The 12,508-nt window shown below is 41.0% G+C and carries 16 protein-coding genes; 5 read left to right on the forward strand and 11 right to left on the reverse strand.

The window, feature by feature from the left end; all coding sequences use genetic code 11:
* Positions 1 to 303: 303 nt before the first annotated feature.
* Positions 304 to 1,737, reverse strand: coding sequence for a sigma-54 interaction domain-containing protein (locus BUB11_RS17615; RefSeq protein WP_073031071.1), 1,434 nt, complete (start codon positions 1,735 to 1,737; stop codon positions 304 to 306).
* Positions 1,738 to 2,071: 334 nt separating this feature from the next.
* Between BUB11_RS17615 and BUB11_RS17620 the strand changes: the two genes are divergently transcribed.
* Positions 2,072 to 3,376 carry an acetyl-CoA hydrolase/transferase family protein gene (locus BUB11_RS17620; protein ID WP_073031072.1) on the forward strand — a complete coding sequence of 435 codons (1,305 nt, stop codon included), beginning with the start codon at positions 2,072 to 2,074 and terminating at the stop codon, positions 3,374 to 3,376.
* A gap of 84 nt (positions 3,377 to 3,460) precedes the next feature.
* On the opposite strand, the gene BUB11_RS28040 is transcribed toward BUB11_RS17620, so the two are convergent.
* Positions 3,461 to 3,640, reverse strand: a complete 180-nt coding sequence (locus BUB11_RS28040) for a hypothetical protein (RefSeq protein WP_207650045.1) — start codon at positions 3,638 to 3,640, stop codon at positions 3,461 to 3,463.
* Between the two features lie 101 nt (positions 3,641 to 3,741).
* Here BUB11_RS28040 and BUB11_RS17625 point away from each other — a divergent pair, with 101 nt between their 5' ends.
* Positions 3,742 to 5,049 carry a thiolase family protein gene (locus BUB11_RS17625; RefSeq protein WP_073031073.1) on the forward strand — a complete coding sequence of 436 codons (1,308 nt, stop codon included), beginning with the start codon at positions 3,742 to 3,744 and terminating at the stop codon, positions 5,047 to 5,049.
* 30 nt (positions 5,050 to 5,079) lie between these two features.
* Here the strand turns inward: BUB11_RS17625 and BUB11_RS28045 are convergent, their stop codons facing one another.
* The 3 genes from BUB11_RS28045 to BUB11_RS17635 all read right to left on the reverse strand — a co-directional run bounded on the left by BUB11_RS28045 (position 5,080) and on the right by BUB11_RS17635 (position 6,493).
* Positions 5,080 to 5,271 carry a hypothetical protein gene (locus BUB11_RS28045; protein WP_207650046.1) on the reverse strand — a complete coding sequence of 64 codons (192 nt, stop codon included), beginning with the start codon at positions 5,269 to 5,271 and terminating at the stop codon, positions 5,080 to 5,082.
* 188 nt (positions 5,272 to 5,459) lie between these two features.
* Positions 5,460 to 6,089, reverse strand: coding sequence for a cytochrome c biogenesis CcdA family protein (locus BUB11_RS17630; protein ID WP_242947592.1), 630 nt, complete (start codon positions 6,087 to 6,089; stop codon positions 5,460 to 5,462).
* Positions 6,090 to 6,226: 137 nt separating this feature from the next.
* Positions 6,227 to 6,493, reverse strand: coding sequence for a putative Se/S carrier protein (locus BUB11_RS17635; protein ID WP_073031075.1), 267 nt, complete (start codon positions 6,491 to 6,493; stop codon positions 6,227 to 6,229).
* A 545-nt stretch (positions 6,494 to 7,038) separates the two neighbouring features.
* Here BUB11_RS17635 and BUB11_RS17640 point away from each other — a divergent pair.
* From BUB11_RS17640 to BUB11_RS17650, 3 genes are all read left to right on the forward strand, one after another.
* The gene (locus tag BUB11_RS17640; RefSeq protein WP_073031076.1) at positions 7,039 to 7,263 is read left to right on the forward strand and encodes a DUF1659 domain-containing protein; all 225 of its coding nucleotides are present in this window, start codon (positions 7,039 to 7,041) and stop codon (positions 7,261 to 7,263) included.
* Positions 7,264 to 7,406: 143 nt separating this feature from the next.
* The gene (locus BUB11_RS17645; protein ID WP_073031077.1) at positions 7,407 to 7,646 is read left to right on the forward strand and encodes a DUF2922 domain-containing protein; all 240 of its coding nucleotides are present in this window, start codon (positions 7,407 to 7,409) and stop codon (positions 7,644 to 7,646) included.
* A gap of 172 nt (positions 7,647 to 7,818) precedes the next feature.
* Entirely contained in the window at positions 7,819 to 8,661 is an 843-nt protein-coding gene (locus tag BUB11_RS17650; RefSeq protein ID WP_073031143.1) for a DUF3102 domain-containing protein, read from the forward strand.
* A gap of 188 nt (positions 8,662 to 8,849) precedes the next feature.
* On the opposite strand, the gene BUB11_RS17655 is transcribed toward BUB11_RS17650, so the two are convergent.
* From BUB11_RS17655 to BUB11_RS17680, 6 genes are all read right to left on the reverse strand, one after another.
* The gene (locus BUB11_RS17655; RefSeq protein WP_073031078.1) at positions 8,850 to 9,380 is read right to left on the reverse strand and encodes a permease; all 531 of its coding nucleotides are present in this window, start codon (positions 9,378 to 9,380) and stop codon (positions 8,850 to 8,852) included.
* Positions 9,377 to 9,856 carry a permease gene (locus BUB11_RS17660; protein ID WP_073031079.1) on the reverse strand — a complete coding sequence of 160 codons (480 nt, stop codon included), beginning with the start codon at positions 9,854 to 9,856 and terminating at the stop codon, positions 9,377 to 9,379. Before BUB11_RS17660 ends, BUB11_RS17655 begins: the two co-directional genes overlap by 4 nt.
* A 176-nt stretch (positions 9,857 to 10,032) precedes the next feature.
* Positions 10,033 to 10,272, reverse strand: a complete 240-nt coding sequence (locus tag BUB11_RS17665) for a thioredoxin family protein (RefSeq protein WP_073031080.1) — start codon at positions 10,270 to 10,272, stop codon at positions 10,033 to 10,035.
* Positions 10,273 to 10,429: 157 nt separating this feature from the next.
* Positions 10,430 to 11,434, reverse strand: a complete 1,005-nt coding sequence (locus BUB11_RS17670; RefSeq protein WP_073031081.1) for a permease — start codon at positions 11,432 to 11,434, stop codon at positions 10,430 to 10,432.
* Positions 11,435 to 11,450: 16 nt separating this feature from the next.
* Positions 11,451 to 11,765 (reverse strand): ArsR/SmtB family transcription factor, encoded by a 315-nt coding sequence (locus BUB11_RS17675; RefSeq protein WP_073031082.1) that lies wholly within the window; start codon positions 11,763 to 11,765, stop codon positions 11,451 to 11,453.
* A gap of 199 nt (positions 11,766 to 11,964) precedes the next feature.
* On the reverse strand, positions 11,965 to 12,468 hold the full coding sequence (locus BUB11_RS17680) for a GNAT family N-acetyltransferase (protein WP_073031083.1): 504 nt from the start codon (positions 12,466 to 12,468) through the stop codon (positions 11,965 to 11,967).
* Positions 12,469 to 12,508: the final 40 nt, after the last annotated feature.

Genomic DNA, 12,508 nt, shown 5'->3' on the forward strand with positions numbered 1-12,508 from the left:
TTTCTCTACATACTTTTTTGTTCAGAGCTACCTCTCCAACATCTTATGGGTCATATTTTTAACACACGCAAAAAACATGCCAGATGATAAACGAGTATTTATGTTCGATTTGTAAAGAGTTTTTAGGAATCTTGAAGTAAGTCTTCATGGCATAAACTCTTCGTATATAGCAAATTCGCTATAATTTATATTGTAGATTTACTATATATATTATTTTTACAACTAAAAGGATGAAAGACAAAATCAAAGCCTCTTCAAACTGAACTGCTGAAGAGGCTTTGATTCATATTCATATTCAACTTTTTATTCCTGATTCCTTAGATTGACCACTTGAACCTTTCTGTAGATTGCTGAGCGGTCAACGCATAGTATCCTCGCTGCTTCACTTACGCATCCATTACATTCATGTAAAATATTTTTGATATATTCCTTCTCGACTTGATCCATCGTCTTCTTGAGTGGGGCTTTTGAACTTACAGTAATACGAAAGCTCCCGTTTTCTTGATGATTTAGGTTAGTCACAATATTTCGCGCTAAATTTGTCATTTCTTCAACCTGATAATCGATCACCCGGCCCCTGGTTGTTATCGCTAAGCGTTCAATCAAATTGCGAAGTTCGCGGACATTTCCAGGCCAACTATAGTTCAGAAATCCTTGGAGGGTTTCAGCTGAAAACACCTTGTCGTACCCATACTTTTTATTTAATTCTTCTAAGAAGATATTACTCATAGTCATAATGTCCTCGGGACGTTCGCGCAGAGGAGTTAAATGAAGAGGAACGACATTAATCCGGTAAAAGAGATCTTCCCGAAAGGTTTTACCCGCAACCATCACTTTCAAATCACGATTTGTCGCAGAAATTAAGCGAAAGTTTACTTTTTTTGAAGTAGTTCCCCCTATTCTTCTCACTTCGCCGTCCTCTAAGACACGCAATAATTTTGCCTGAAGGATAAGCGGCATCTCACCAATCTCATCAAGGAAGATCGTCCCCTTATCGGCCAGTTCAAATAATCCCGGTTTTCCCTTGGCATCCGCACCCGTAAAGGATCCCTTTTCATAACCGAACAATTCAGCTTCAATTAAGTTTTCGGGAATCGCTGAACAATTCACCGTGATAAAGGCTTCTTTCGATCGGCCACTGATACTATATAGATACTTTGCCAGTATTTCTTTACCTGTACCAGATTGGCCGTATAAGAGGACAGATGTTTCTGTTGGTCCTACCGAATTCGCTTCAAGCAGTAAGTTTTTCATTGCCAGACTCTCAGCAACTAAATGCCGGTTCTTAAAACCTTGATCCCTTAAATATTGAACTTCATCTTTATAGCGTTGAACAAGTTCCCGCTCTTTGTCCAGAGTCTGAGCTAATTTCACAAGCGTATCCTGATCCCGGCTATTACTGATAACCATCGTAATGTTTCCATGAGTATCAAGTAACGGCCGGCTGGTGCACATCAGATTTAAACCATCCCGGGTTTTGATTACTCCAGTCACTGTTGTCCTCTTCTCAATGGCTTCCAGAGCAATTGATTTATCCCAATAACCTTCTTCAACAAGTTCTCTGATATTTTTACCGACCATTTTCGTCGTTGGTAAGTTCAGAAGTCGTTCGGCTGTCGGATTTACCATTAAAATATTCCCCGTGGCATCGGTAACAAAAATTGAATCATAAGAATTATCCATGACTTCTTGAAGGGAATATGAGTTACTTTTAATAGAACTTTTTGTCTCAATCATTAATTTCACCCTTCTATTAATTAAAATAATTCACGGACAGAAAAAATTATAAAGTATAAATAATTATAAATTATAATAAAGAATTGAACAACACATGTGATATTGATTTACTGTCATTGTTAAATGTGTTGCATTTATTACATATATAGTAAAAACACAACATAAAGCGTCGTAATTTTACTATATATTCTCTCTGAGTAAGATTATGATTATCCATTCAAACGGCAGATTAGACTTCTAACTTCTATTTGTATCTTACACATGTATTTGGCATGATTTTTGCTTATAGATAGTTTAGCCCAAATTCTTATATTTTGAAAGGAGTGTCTTCCCAATGGATTGGAGAGAAACGTATAAGAGCCGCTTAACAACTGCTGATGAAGCAGTAAAAGTCGTTAAGTCAGGTGATTTCGTTATACCCGGTCATGCAGCAAGCGAATCAGAACTACTTGTCAATGCTCTAGCCAAACGTTACCTTGAGTTGGAAAATGTCACCATAATCCAAGGGGTTGCCCTTGGTAGTTCACCTTACTGCAAACCTGAAATGGCAGGTCATTTTATCTTGAAATCCATGTTTGTCGGTGCAAATACCCGAAAATCAATCTGGGAAAACCGTGGGACCTTCTTCCCGCTGATGTTCCATGAGTTCCCTCGGGCTTTTCGCGAAGGTTATTTAGGATCTGATGTCTTTATCACGATGGTTAGCCCGCCTGATGAACATGGCTACTGCAGTCTGGGAATGTCAGTTGATCACTCGAAAGAGTTAGTAAAATGTGCGAAGACAGTCATCGCTGAAGTCAATCCAAATGTCCCACGTACCTATGGAGATACCTTTGTTCATGTCAGTGATCTTGATTACATTGTAGAAAACCATGGCCCTATTTTGGAACTCACTCGTTTTGCAACCATGGATGAAGTTACTCAAGCCATTGGTCGAAATGTAGCTAAACTTATTAAAAATGGCGATACTCTCCAAATGGGCGCCGGAACTATACCGGATGCCATACTTTATTACCTCAAGGATAAACGTGACCTGGGCATTCACACGGAAATGATTTCCGATGGTCTTATTGATCTTATTGAGTCCGGAATCGTTAATGGCTCTAAAAAAACCTTAAATCCAGGAAAAATTATTCTAACCTTTGCTCAAGGGAGTAAGAAGGTTTACGAATATATCAATTTAAATCCTATGTTTCAATTTCATCCCGTTGATTACGTCAACAACCCTTGTGTCATCGCTCAAAATGATAATATGGTGGCCATCAATTCTGCCTTAGAAATTGACTTGAGCGGTCAAGTTTGTGCTGAAGCCCTGGGGTCCAAACAGTACAGTGGCATCGGCGGACAATTAGACTTTATCCGGGGCGCAGCAGCTTCCAAGAATGGTCGACCCATTATTGTCCTCCAATCCACTGCTAAAAACGCCACAATCTCAAGAATTTCCTGTCAACTAAAACCAGGAACCCCTGTAACGACAACTCGTAATGATGTTCGTTGGGTTGTTACTGAATATGGAGCCGTTAATTTATTTTGCAAATCTGAAAGAGAACGAGCCGCAGCACTTATCAGCATCGCCCATCCCAACTTTAGAGCTGAATTGAAAGGCCAATATGCTGAAATTTACGGTCGGGTTTTATAAAGAGAATCAAAAAGGGCGCTCGGGTCGGGCAGCTTCCCGTACATCCTGCAAGACCAGCTAATTCGTGCGAAGACAGTGTCTTCGTCACTCAGCATTCCGAGGCTCGCCCACGCGCTTGCGCGGGAGCTTCGCCAAACCTCCGGGTAATACCTGAGGTGAACCTCTGGCCATGGATGGCCGAGTGTCCCCGTAGCCATGGATGGCGAGAGGGGACCAGTGGCTCCGCTTCCCACGCAAGCTTTGTGGACCGTTCCGCCTCTCCATGAAATTCGTTCACTCCTGTACGAGAAGCTGCCTTTCGGGTCTACGAATTATATTTTTGCGGTTAGAATTTAGAATAAAGAAAATAACGAGGTGGAATTATTATGAGCTTTCAAAAAAGCAAGGATGATATCGTTTGTGTGAGTGCCGTGAGAACTCCCTTTGGCAAATTCGGTGGTTCAATGAAAGATATTGATATTTACGATCTCGGGGCCATTGCCATGAGAAACTCAATGGAAAGGATCAACCTGGATCCGGCTTTAATTGATGAAGTATGGTGGGGTAATGGGGATACCAGCAGCACAAAGGATCCCTTTACACCCGTTGTCGCACGTCAAACAATGCTGAAAGCAGGGATTTCCCCCGAGACCCCTTCGCTCTCCTATGACCAAGCTTGCACCTCTGCCCTGAGTACCGTTAAATATGGAGCCCGAAGCATCAAATTGGGGGAAGCGAAGATTGTCATGACCGGAGGGTCAACGAGTTTCAGCACTGTTCCTTTTTTACTCCGAGACATTCGCTGGGAAGGAAAAAAGCATTCTTCCTTTATGATCGAAGATCCGATTATTCCCCTAGGCTATAAGGATTATGCACCTGTAGCTGTCGATTCGGGTTTTGTAGCCATTGAGTATGGTGTATCCCGCGAAGAACAAGATGAGTTAGCTCTAGACAGCCATCTAAAATACGGTAAAGCCAGGGAAGGCGGATTTTTTAAAAATGAAATGCAGCCCCTTGAAATAACTCAAAAGGACAAAAAAGGAAATGTCATCTCCTCTAAAGTCTTAGATATTGATGAACAATACCGTCCTGATATCACTATGGATAAACTGGCGAAATTAAAACCGATTTTCGGCAACCCAACCTGTACCGCAGGCAATGCCCCAGGAATGAATGACGGTGCTACAGCTCAAATAATTACAACCAGAGAAAATGCCGAGCAATTGGGGTTACCTATTCTTTATACCTTGGTTGCAATTTCTGCCATTGCCCTGCAACCAAGAATTATGCCTGTCTCCCCTGCTTTTGCCATTAAGAAATGTCTGGATGACGCAAAAATGACCATGGATGACATCAAATTGATCGAAATCAATGAGGCCTTTGCCTGCGTTCCCTTGGTTTCACTTAAACTCTTATCCAATGAACGATTCCTTAAGAGTGACTACAAGGCGATGGTTAACGAAGCCTCAACTCAACCGATCTTGGATAATGATAATACTCAATATCGAAAGCTTAAGGAAAAGCTCAATCCTAACGGAAGTGCCATCGCTGTCGGTCACCCAAACACGGCAAGCGGTGCACGTATAATGATGACTGCTGCCTATAATCTCCAAGAAAATGGCGGCGGCTATGCGGCTTGTGCTATTTGTGGCGGCTTAACTCAGGGTGCCGGAGCAATAATTTGGGTCGAATAAACACTGCTTACGAAGCAATTTTTAGTAGGGTCAGTTCTCTATGCTTTCCGAATCATTAAGATTAGTACGTTTTAGAGCTTTGGTGGGTAATATCAACATAATCATTACGGCAACTAAAGCTGCCATCGGAATTTGAATCACATAATCCCGAAGTCTGAGTGGTTGGTTGGGGAAAATATTTTCGTGGCCGAAATTGGCAATGTAATAGAGCTTACACGGCATGGAGCAAAGCTGGCCAATAACGTTAAACAAGAAGTCTGATTACCCTATGAAAAGTCTTTGCAAGGGTTTTCTTTAACAGTCAAAAACAAAGGAGCTTAGTTGCCATTCAAGAAGAGACCAATTGGTCTCTTTTTGTTACGAATAACAAGTGCTAGTTTCTGTAATCTCCATACTCAAAGTCAAATCTTCTAAAATCCTAAATAGAACATATAAAAGGCAATGAGCAGAATTACACTGCCCATAACGAACTTCAACCCTTTGCTGAATGTACCGTACCTATTGTTAGATGTCATATTTCTTACAAACCCGATAGATGTTCCTGCTACAATTACTAAGGCACTATGACCTATAGAATAGAGCAATAACAACACAATCCCCCAGATTAAGCTGCCTTTATCCGCCACAATCGCAAGAAGGGTAATCAGAACAGGGGTTGCACAGGGGGATGAAAAAAGTCCGCCCAATATTCCTGCAATAAAGGCTCCGATATACCCTCTTCTGGTGTTCTTGGCAATAAGAGTAGTTGATGGAATGAAATTGTAAATCTCCCAGGTTTGCAAGGCCATTAAAGCCATCAGTACCCCCAACAAAAGATACCACCAGGAAGCAGATGTTCCCATTAGTTTGCCCACAAGTGAAGATACTGTTCCCAATATGGTAAAGGTGACTGCTGAGCCTGCCGAAAAGGTAAGGGAAAGCCGAAAGGCCTTTTTAGGATCGTTGTTTCCCGTGCCGCCTACATAGCCTATTACAAGTGGAACACTTGATAAGGAGCAAGGCGTTAGAGAAGTTAACACCCCGGCAAGCAACGCAAGCAAGGGAGCTATCCATATGCTTTGCGAGATAAGTGTCGAAAGAATATCAAGAATCCGACAACACCCAAACTTAAAAGTCTAACTGCGGTCTCCTTGGACCACCAGTCAAACCTTAGTATATTTAACTCACTTACTCCTATTTACCATACTAAAGAGATAAATCCATCCTCACGTGCTTCATACATCCCTGTAAGCACTACCCCGTCATCGATGAGATCGTCCACGAGGGATTTTCGCTCCAGCGGAAAACACAAAGCCGTATTGCAACCGGACCGTAAGCTACGGGGCGTCGGAATACTGGCAAAAGGACAATTATAACGAGAGAGTACCTTCTCCGCGCCTAAAGCTTCAGTCAATGAAGGGAAGGTGATCAGGGCCCTATATTCTTTCAACTTTCCATATAACATTGCACCCCTCCTCTTTTGACGCTTCTCGGATTTTATTATTTGCTAAATTGGAAGACTCGTTGGAAAAATGATACATATAGACACTTTAGCTTCGCAAGGTACAGTAAACTAAATTATATAGAGGATCCCCTTTCTATCCAAAATTCTATGCTGCCATGAAAAACAGATAAGTCATGCAATAATAGCATTTTATAATAGAGACCACTCGAATTCGACGAGTGGTCTCTACTTTTTCAATTCGGCAATAACCGTTACACAGGTTGAAGCGGCTTTGTCACCGATTTGCCTGTCCCAAATTGAAAGGCACCTTTCAATTTGGGACAGGGCAGACATCTAGGTAACCACCAATCCCTAAAGATTCAACTAATTCCCAAAAGTACAGATACTCATTTAATGGGTCTTAAGTCAGATGTTTCTAATTACCCAAAGATCAAACTCGGCTTAAGAAATGATGACCAGGCTGTAACCTTTGTCCGAACCAACTCATAGAATATACAGATAGGCTGATCGAAAAGCCGTCAATAGGAACAAGAGGAGTGAAGATAATGGCTGTTAATGCCATGTCCTTAAATTCAACGCTAATTGTCAAATACCAAAATGGATTTACCCCTGAAGGCAGCCCGGTGATCAAACAAAAAAGCTTGAATGATCTGAAGGCCGACACCACGGAACAAGATGCCTATGATGTGGCGGCCGCTTTATTCAGTCTGGGGCAGAATCCCGTGACAAGCGTCCTCCTTAGAAAAAGCTATGAGCTGCTTGAAGAGTAGCTCTGCGAAAAGTGAACTCGTTCAGCTAAAGCTGAACATTGGGGCTTCGGTAGGGGATTCTACCCCCACCGAAGTAGAAATCGGAACACCCACTTAAAGAAGTGGGTGTCTCGAAATTGATTAATAGGAAATGAGGTGGCCAGATGGCCGTGACAACGACTAAGATCTTAAGATTAACCTTTGAGACTGCCGGGGGAAAAACCTTCTCTATAACCATCCCGGATCCTAAGGTAAACCTACAGCAGGCGGATGCCGAAACCGTTATGGACATGATTATTGAGAAGAATGTATATATTACCACCAGCGGCGAGCTGACCAGAAAACGCGATATCAAGGTGATCAACACTTCAACCGAGGACCTCTACGATCCGCCCCAGGTTTAGGCGGAAATAAGCAGACAGAAGGCTGACCATTATGGGTCAGCCTTCTGTCTTGTTTCTGCCTAATTGGACCGCGGGGAGGAATTTGGCAGAGACGTTTGATCGTAAATTTTTCACACTAGCAGGTTTAAGCTCATATTCTATGAAAAAAGCACTGAAAGGATCAGCAATTATTATGAACGATTTGACAACGAATCGCACTCCGCCTGTGATTGCCTCTGAAATAAACACAATTAAATATCAGACCGGAAAGTTTCTCCTGACAGCTGCTATCGAGATCGGCCTCCGCCTGAAAGAGGCCAAAGGGCTGCTTCCCTATGGGGAATGGGGCAAGTGGCTGGAGGAGTCCTTCAGCTACTCCCAGCAAACCGCCTCTAAACTGATGCGCATCTTCGAGGCCTATGGAACCCCGCAGACCGTCTCCCTCGACGCCGGCATCCAGGTCCAAGAGCTGCCGAATCTGAATTATACCCAAGCTCTTATCCTCTTAGGAATCCCTGCGGAAGAACGGGCGGAATTCATTGCCGAGCTGGATGTGGAAAACATGTCCACCCGGGAACTGGAAAAGGCGGTCAAGGACCGGAACCAGGCCCTCAAGGAACGGGATCAGGCCCTCAAGGAAAAAGGAGATCTCCAGAAAACCCTGGATGACCAGGTGAACCAAATAACCCAGCTGACCACTGAGCGCGACAAGCTGAAGACCAAGGCTGTGGAGTTAAACCAGTCCCAAAGGGAGATGGAAACCAAAGAGGTGCAGCTGCAGTCGGAGTTAAACTCCATTAAGAAAAGTACCTCTTACGAGGATATCCGCATGATGAATAAGAAGCTTAATGAAGCTCAAAACAAAGCCTGCGCCAATCGAGTCGCCTTTTTATACGATAGCCTGGACAGAACCCTCAAGGAATTGACCGCTGAGCTGAAAAACCTGTCTGCCAAAGATCCCGCAACCTATGAAGCCTATAGAAAAAAGGTGCTTAATTTTTTAACGAAAGGTTTAAAGGAAAGAACCCAGCAGTGATTGGCTTCGCCGCAAAGTTAAGATCCGCCGGCTATCCCCTTCCCAACCCGGGTTTGAAATGCGCATTTCAAACCTTATTTCATATTAGAGGCCTTTACCCCATTTCAGATGCTGGCTGCCAACCTTTCCCCTATTGCAGCCCTGGGGCTTCAGTCTCCAACGCAACCTACCTTGACCAGACAGTGAACTTATCTACCGGCACTATCAAAAATATACTGTTTTTCATTGGGGTTCAATAGCTTTTCAGTGATATAAGCAATCAAGATAATTCCAGGTATGTTGATGACAAACCGAGTTATCATGAACATCCAGCCCAGCGCAGAAGCTTCAAATAAGAGCATCGGTATTTTGGTTGTTGACCAGGCGCCAATAAAAATTAAGACATTAGAAAACTTGCTCCCTTTCTTCAAGAGCACTCCTGCCATGGGAAATGCTGCGTATAACGGTCCGGCAGCAGCCGAACCCAAGAAAAACGCGATCAGAATACCAAGGATTCCCGATTTCTCACCCATCAACTTGATCATCGTTTCCCGTTGTACCCATACATCCAATAGCCCCAATAGAATAAATATTGGTGGTATAACCGAAAGCATTTCCACAGTATTGCTCCAAGTGATGTTAATTGACCTTTGACCGATTGTTGGATACAAAGCATAAATGACAATATTAATCACAATCAGCACCAAGAAGAACTTGTATCGTTTCACCAGCATTTTCATCTCAACACCACCCCAATTGCTATAGCTACCAAAAATGAAAATACAAAGGCAAAGCTATTCCTCAGTATTGCTGCTTTTTTACCGAAATACTGAATCTCCAGAGGGATTGTCACGATTCCGACCATCATTAACGTTGAGATGAAAACGGCTATTTGTCTAAAACCAGCACCGCTTTCCAATAAAGCCGAAGCTAAGGGAAAGGCTACAAATCCAGGTATTAAAGTAACTGAACCGACTACTGAGGCCATTAGCATTCCTAACCACCCAGATTTCTCACCGATTAATCCGGAAATCACTTCCGGGCTCAAAACCGCCAGCATAATCCCGATAATTACTAAAATAGCCAGGAACTGAGGCAGGATATTTTCAAATGACTTCCAGGCCTTCTTCAAGGCTGCGGACGTCTTTGACTTATCCTTTATAAAAGAAAGGATAAGAAAGCCGAAAGCTACAATGTACATCAGAATTGTAAACATATTCCCAATTTCCCCCTCAATTTATATTATAATGTTTTTTATGACTTAAATACAATCGTCAAGGAAATTTAAAAACGGGCTATAAAATAGAGTGGCTCGCACATTGTTGAGCCACTCTATTTTATATTAAATATGACATTACCGTAACAGCAATAGGGCCTGAGGCTAAACCGATTTCACTTATGATTTTCGAGAATCTTAGCTATTTCCTTCGGCTTTAAAACCTTACCAACGGAAACAACCTTCTCATCAATCACTAAGGCCGGGGTCGACATTACCCCATAGGCCATAACCTCTTTAAGGTCGTTGACTTTAATTATTTCTGCTTCTATGCCTGTCTCTTTTAGCGTTTTCTCCGTATTCTCTTTTAGAGTCTCACAGTTTTTACATCCAGAACCTAAAATTTTAATAATCATACTAATCCACTCCCTAACTTTTTTATTAGAATATAAAATACAAGAATGAAAAGCCAATTAACCCCAATAAATATGCCATTATAAACTCTAAGAACTTTAACTTACAACCCATCCATGACATCCGTCAATGCTATTTTTCGGAGATATCAAACTTAGACTACATCAATAAATAGCCAAAGGCATTGAAGAAGTATCCAATGATTAGAATTCCCAGAGTAACAATCCCGGCAAAGATCGCTAAAAGTCTCATCTTCACAACTTTCTTCAGCAAGATCATGGAGGGCAGCGAAAGTGCTGTTACAGCCATCATAAAGGACAAGGCAGTTCCAATACCTACCCCTTTTAATACTAAGGCTTCAGCTATAGGCAAGGTACCAAAGATATCTGCATACATCGGCACACCCACAAGGGTGGCTAACAAAACCGAATACCATTTATCCTGGCCAAGAACTGCTGATATGATGTTTTCTGGAATCCAATTATGGATGGCTGCCCCTATTCCAACACCGATGAGAATATAGAGCCAAACTTTTTTAATGATATCTAAGACCTGATCTCTGGCATATTCCATTCTTTCACCAGTCGTCAGCTCTTCTTGATCCACCTCAAGTATCTTATTGCCAAAAACAAAGGGTTCTACATACTTTTCAAGCTTCGCTTTACTAATGATTGTCCCTCCAATGACTGCCAGGACAATCCCAACAGCCACATAGGCTATGGCAATTTTCCAGTTAAAGATACTGGCCAGTAAAATAACCGAGGCTAAATCGACAAGAGGAGACGATATTAAAAACGAAAATGTCACCCCAATCGGCAGACCTGCACTGGTAAAGCCTATAAACAATGGAATAGAAGAGCAAGAACAAAATGGTGTAACCGTCCCAAGTAAAGCACCTAATATATTTGCAGATACTCCCTTATATCTACCTAGTATTTTTCTGGTTCTCTCCGGTGGGAAAAAACTTTGGATATAGGAAATTGTAAAGATTAAAACTGAAAGCAAGATGAAGATTTTTATGACATCATAAATATAGAAATGAATGCTTCCACCTAAGCGATCCTGAATGCTTAACCCAAAAACATTTTCTACCAAAAGCTTTACTAAATTATAAAGCCACTCCATTCTAAGTAATTGATTATTTAACCACTCAAAAATAAACAAATGATCATCTCCTGATTTATTTTAATAATGAAGTCTTTGTTTCTTCTATTTGACGAAGAATAATTGCTTCAACAAGGTCAATCATTTCGTAAACTTCCTTGTTTTTAATTGAGTATATAACCTTAGATCCATCTTTTCTGCTTTCAACAATACCTTGATTTTTTAACACTGTAAGATGCTGAGAGGTATTGGATTGTTCAGAATCAAGATTAGGTAGTATATCACATACACACAGTTCACCATTTCTTAATAACTTCACTATTTGAATTCTCGTAGGATGAGCCAAAGCTTTGAATACATTTGATATAAGTTGGTTCCCCATATTTGACATTTTATCACCTCATATAATTATTATATTAGGAATTTCTAATATAATAATTATATGAGGTGATTCCATTCTTGTCAATGAATAGAACTAACAAAAAACTCCCAGATTTATTCTGAGAGTTAAAAAAATCATAAAACCTTCAACCTATGTGAATGTCAATAGTTAATGGCATTTTGTACACAATGATATTCACCCTTAATCATCATTCATCAACAATCTTTTCCATAAAACAAACTGTGAATGGTAAATGCTTATATTTTGTTAAACCCGTCTCCTTGAAACCATACAATATATACCAATCTTTCAAAAGCAAATTCTCATTAACAATACCAATGGAAACTTTCTTTGCTCCTTGAGCTTTTAGATATTTAAAAACAAAATCCAATATAGTTTTACCATACCCTTTATGCCTAAATCCTGGTAACACAGAAAGTCTTTCTATGTAGAAAATATTATCATTAGCCTTTTCAAGTGCCGCAAATCCAATTTGCCTGTCATCTTCAAACAAGCCAAACATACTTATCCCATTATCTCTCATAATATGAAGCTTTTCCAGATTTGTAAAGGCAGGATTAGAGGGACAATTTTCCTCAGTAAAGTTAAATTCTTTTGCGACAGTAATAAATGAATCCTTAATTACCATTAAACTCTCTTGCAAACATTCATCTTTCATGAATTGCTTAATACTGACTTTATTATCAGCCATTCAATATTCCTCCAATGTTCCCTCGGGTACAATATTCCTA

The sequence above is a fragment of the Desulfosporosinus lacus DSM 15449 genome (assembly GCF_900129935.1).
GTDB lineage: Bacteria > Bacillota > Desulfitobacteriia > Desulfitobacteriales > Desulfitobacteriaceae > Desulfosporosinus > Desulfosporosinus lacus.

What these genes read in the sequence shown, in the direction of transcription:
- BUB11_RS17615 (WP_073031071.1), bottom strand. Translation starts at nt 1,737, where the DNA reads ATGATTGAGACAAAAAGTTCTATTAAAAGTAACTCATATTCCCTTCAA.
- BUB11_RS17620 (WP_073031072.1), top strand. Translation starts at nt 2,072, where the DNA reads ATGGATTGGAGAGAAACGTATAAGAGCCGCTTAACAACTGCTGATGAA.
- BUB11_RS28040 (WP_207650045.1), bottom strand. Translation starts at nt 3,640, where the DNA reads ATGGAGAGGCGGAACGGTCCACAAAGCTTGCGTGGGAAGCGGAGCCAC.
- BUB11_RS17625 (WP_073031073.1), top strand. Translation starts at nt 3,742, where the DNA reads ATGAGCTTTCAAAAAAGCAAGGATGATATCGTTTGTGTGAGTGCCGTG.
- BUB11_RS28045 (WP_207650046.1), bottom strand. Translation starts at nt 5,271, where the DNA reads ATGCCGTGTAAGCTCTATTACATTGCCAATTTCGGCCACGAAAATATT.
- BUB11_RS17635 (WP_073031075.1), bottom strand. Translation starts at nt 6,493, where the DNA reads ATGTTATATGGAAAGTTGAAAGAATATAGGGCCCTGATCACCTTCCCT.
- BUB11_RS17640 (WP_073031076.1), top strand. Translation starts at nt 7,039, where the DNA reads ATGGCTGTTAATGCCATGTCCTTAAATTCAACGCTAATTGTCAAATAC.
- BUB11_RS17645 (WP_073031077.1), top strand. Translation starts at nt 7,407, where the DNA reads ATGGCCGTGACAACGACTAAGATCTTAAGATTAACCTTTGAGACTGCC.
- BUB11_RS17650 (WP_073031143.1), top strand. Translation starts at nt 7,819, where the DNA reads ATGAACGATTTGACAACGAATCGCACTCCGCCTGTGATTGCCTCTGAA.
- BUB11_RS17655 (WP_073031078.1), bottom strand. Translation starts at nt 9,380, where the DNA reads ATGAAAATGCTGGTGAAACGATACAAGTTCTTCTTGGTGCTGATTGTG.
- BUB11_RS17660 (WP_073031079.1), bottom strand. Translation starts at nt 9,856, where the DNA reads ATGTTTACAATTCTGATGTACATTGTAGCTTTCGGCTTTCTTATCCTT.
- BUB11_RS17665 (WP_073031080.1), bottom strand. Translation starts at nt 10,272, where the DNA reads ATGATTATTAAAATTTTAGGTTCTGGATGTAAAAACTGTGAGACTCTA.
- BUB11_RS17675 (WP_073031082.1), bottom strand. Translation starts at nt 11,765, where the DNA reads ATGTCAAATATGGGGAACCAACTTATATCAAATGTATTCAAAGCTTTG.
- BUB11_RS17680 (WP_073031083.1), bottom strand. Translation starts at nt 12,468, where the DNA reads ATGGCTGATAATAAAGTCAGTATTAAGCAATTCATGAAAGATGAATGT.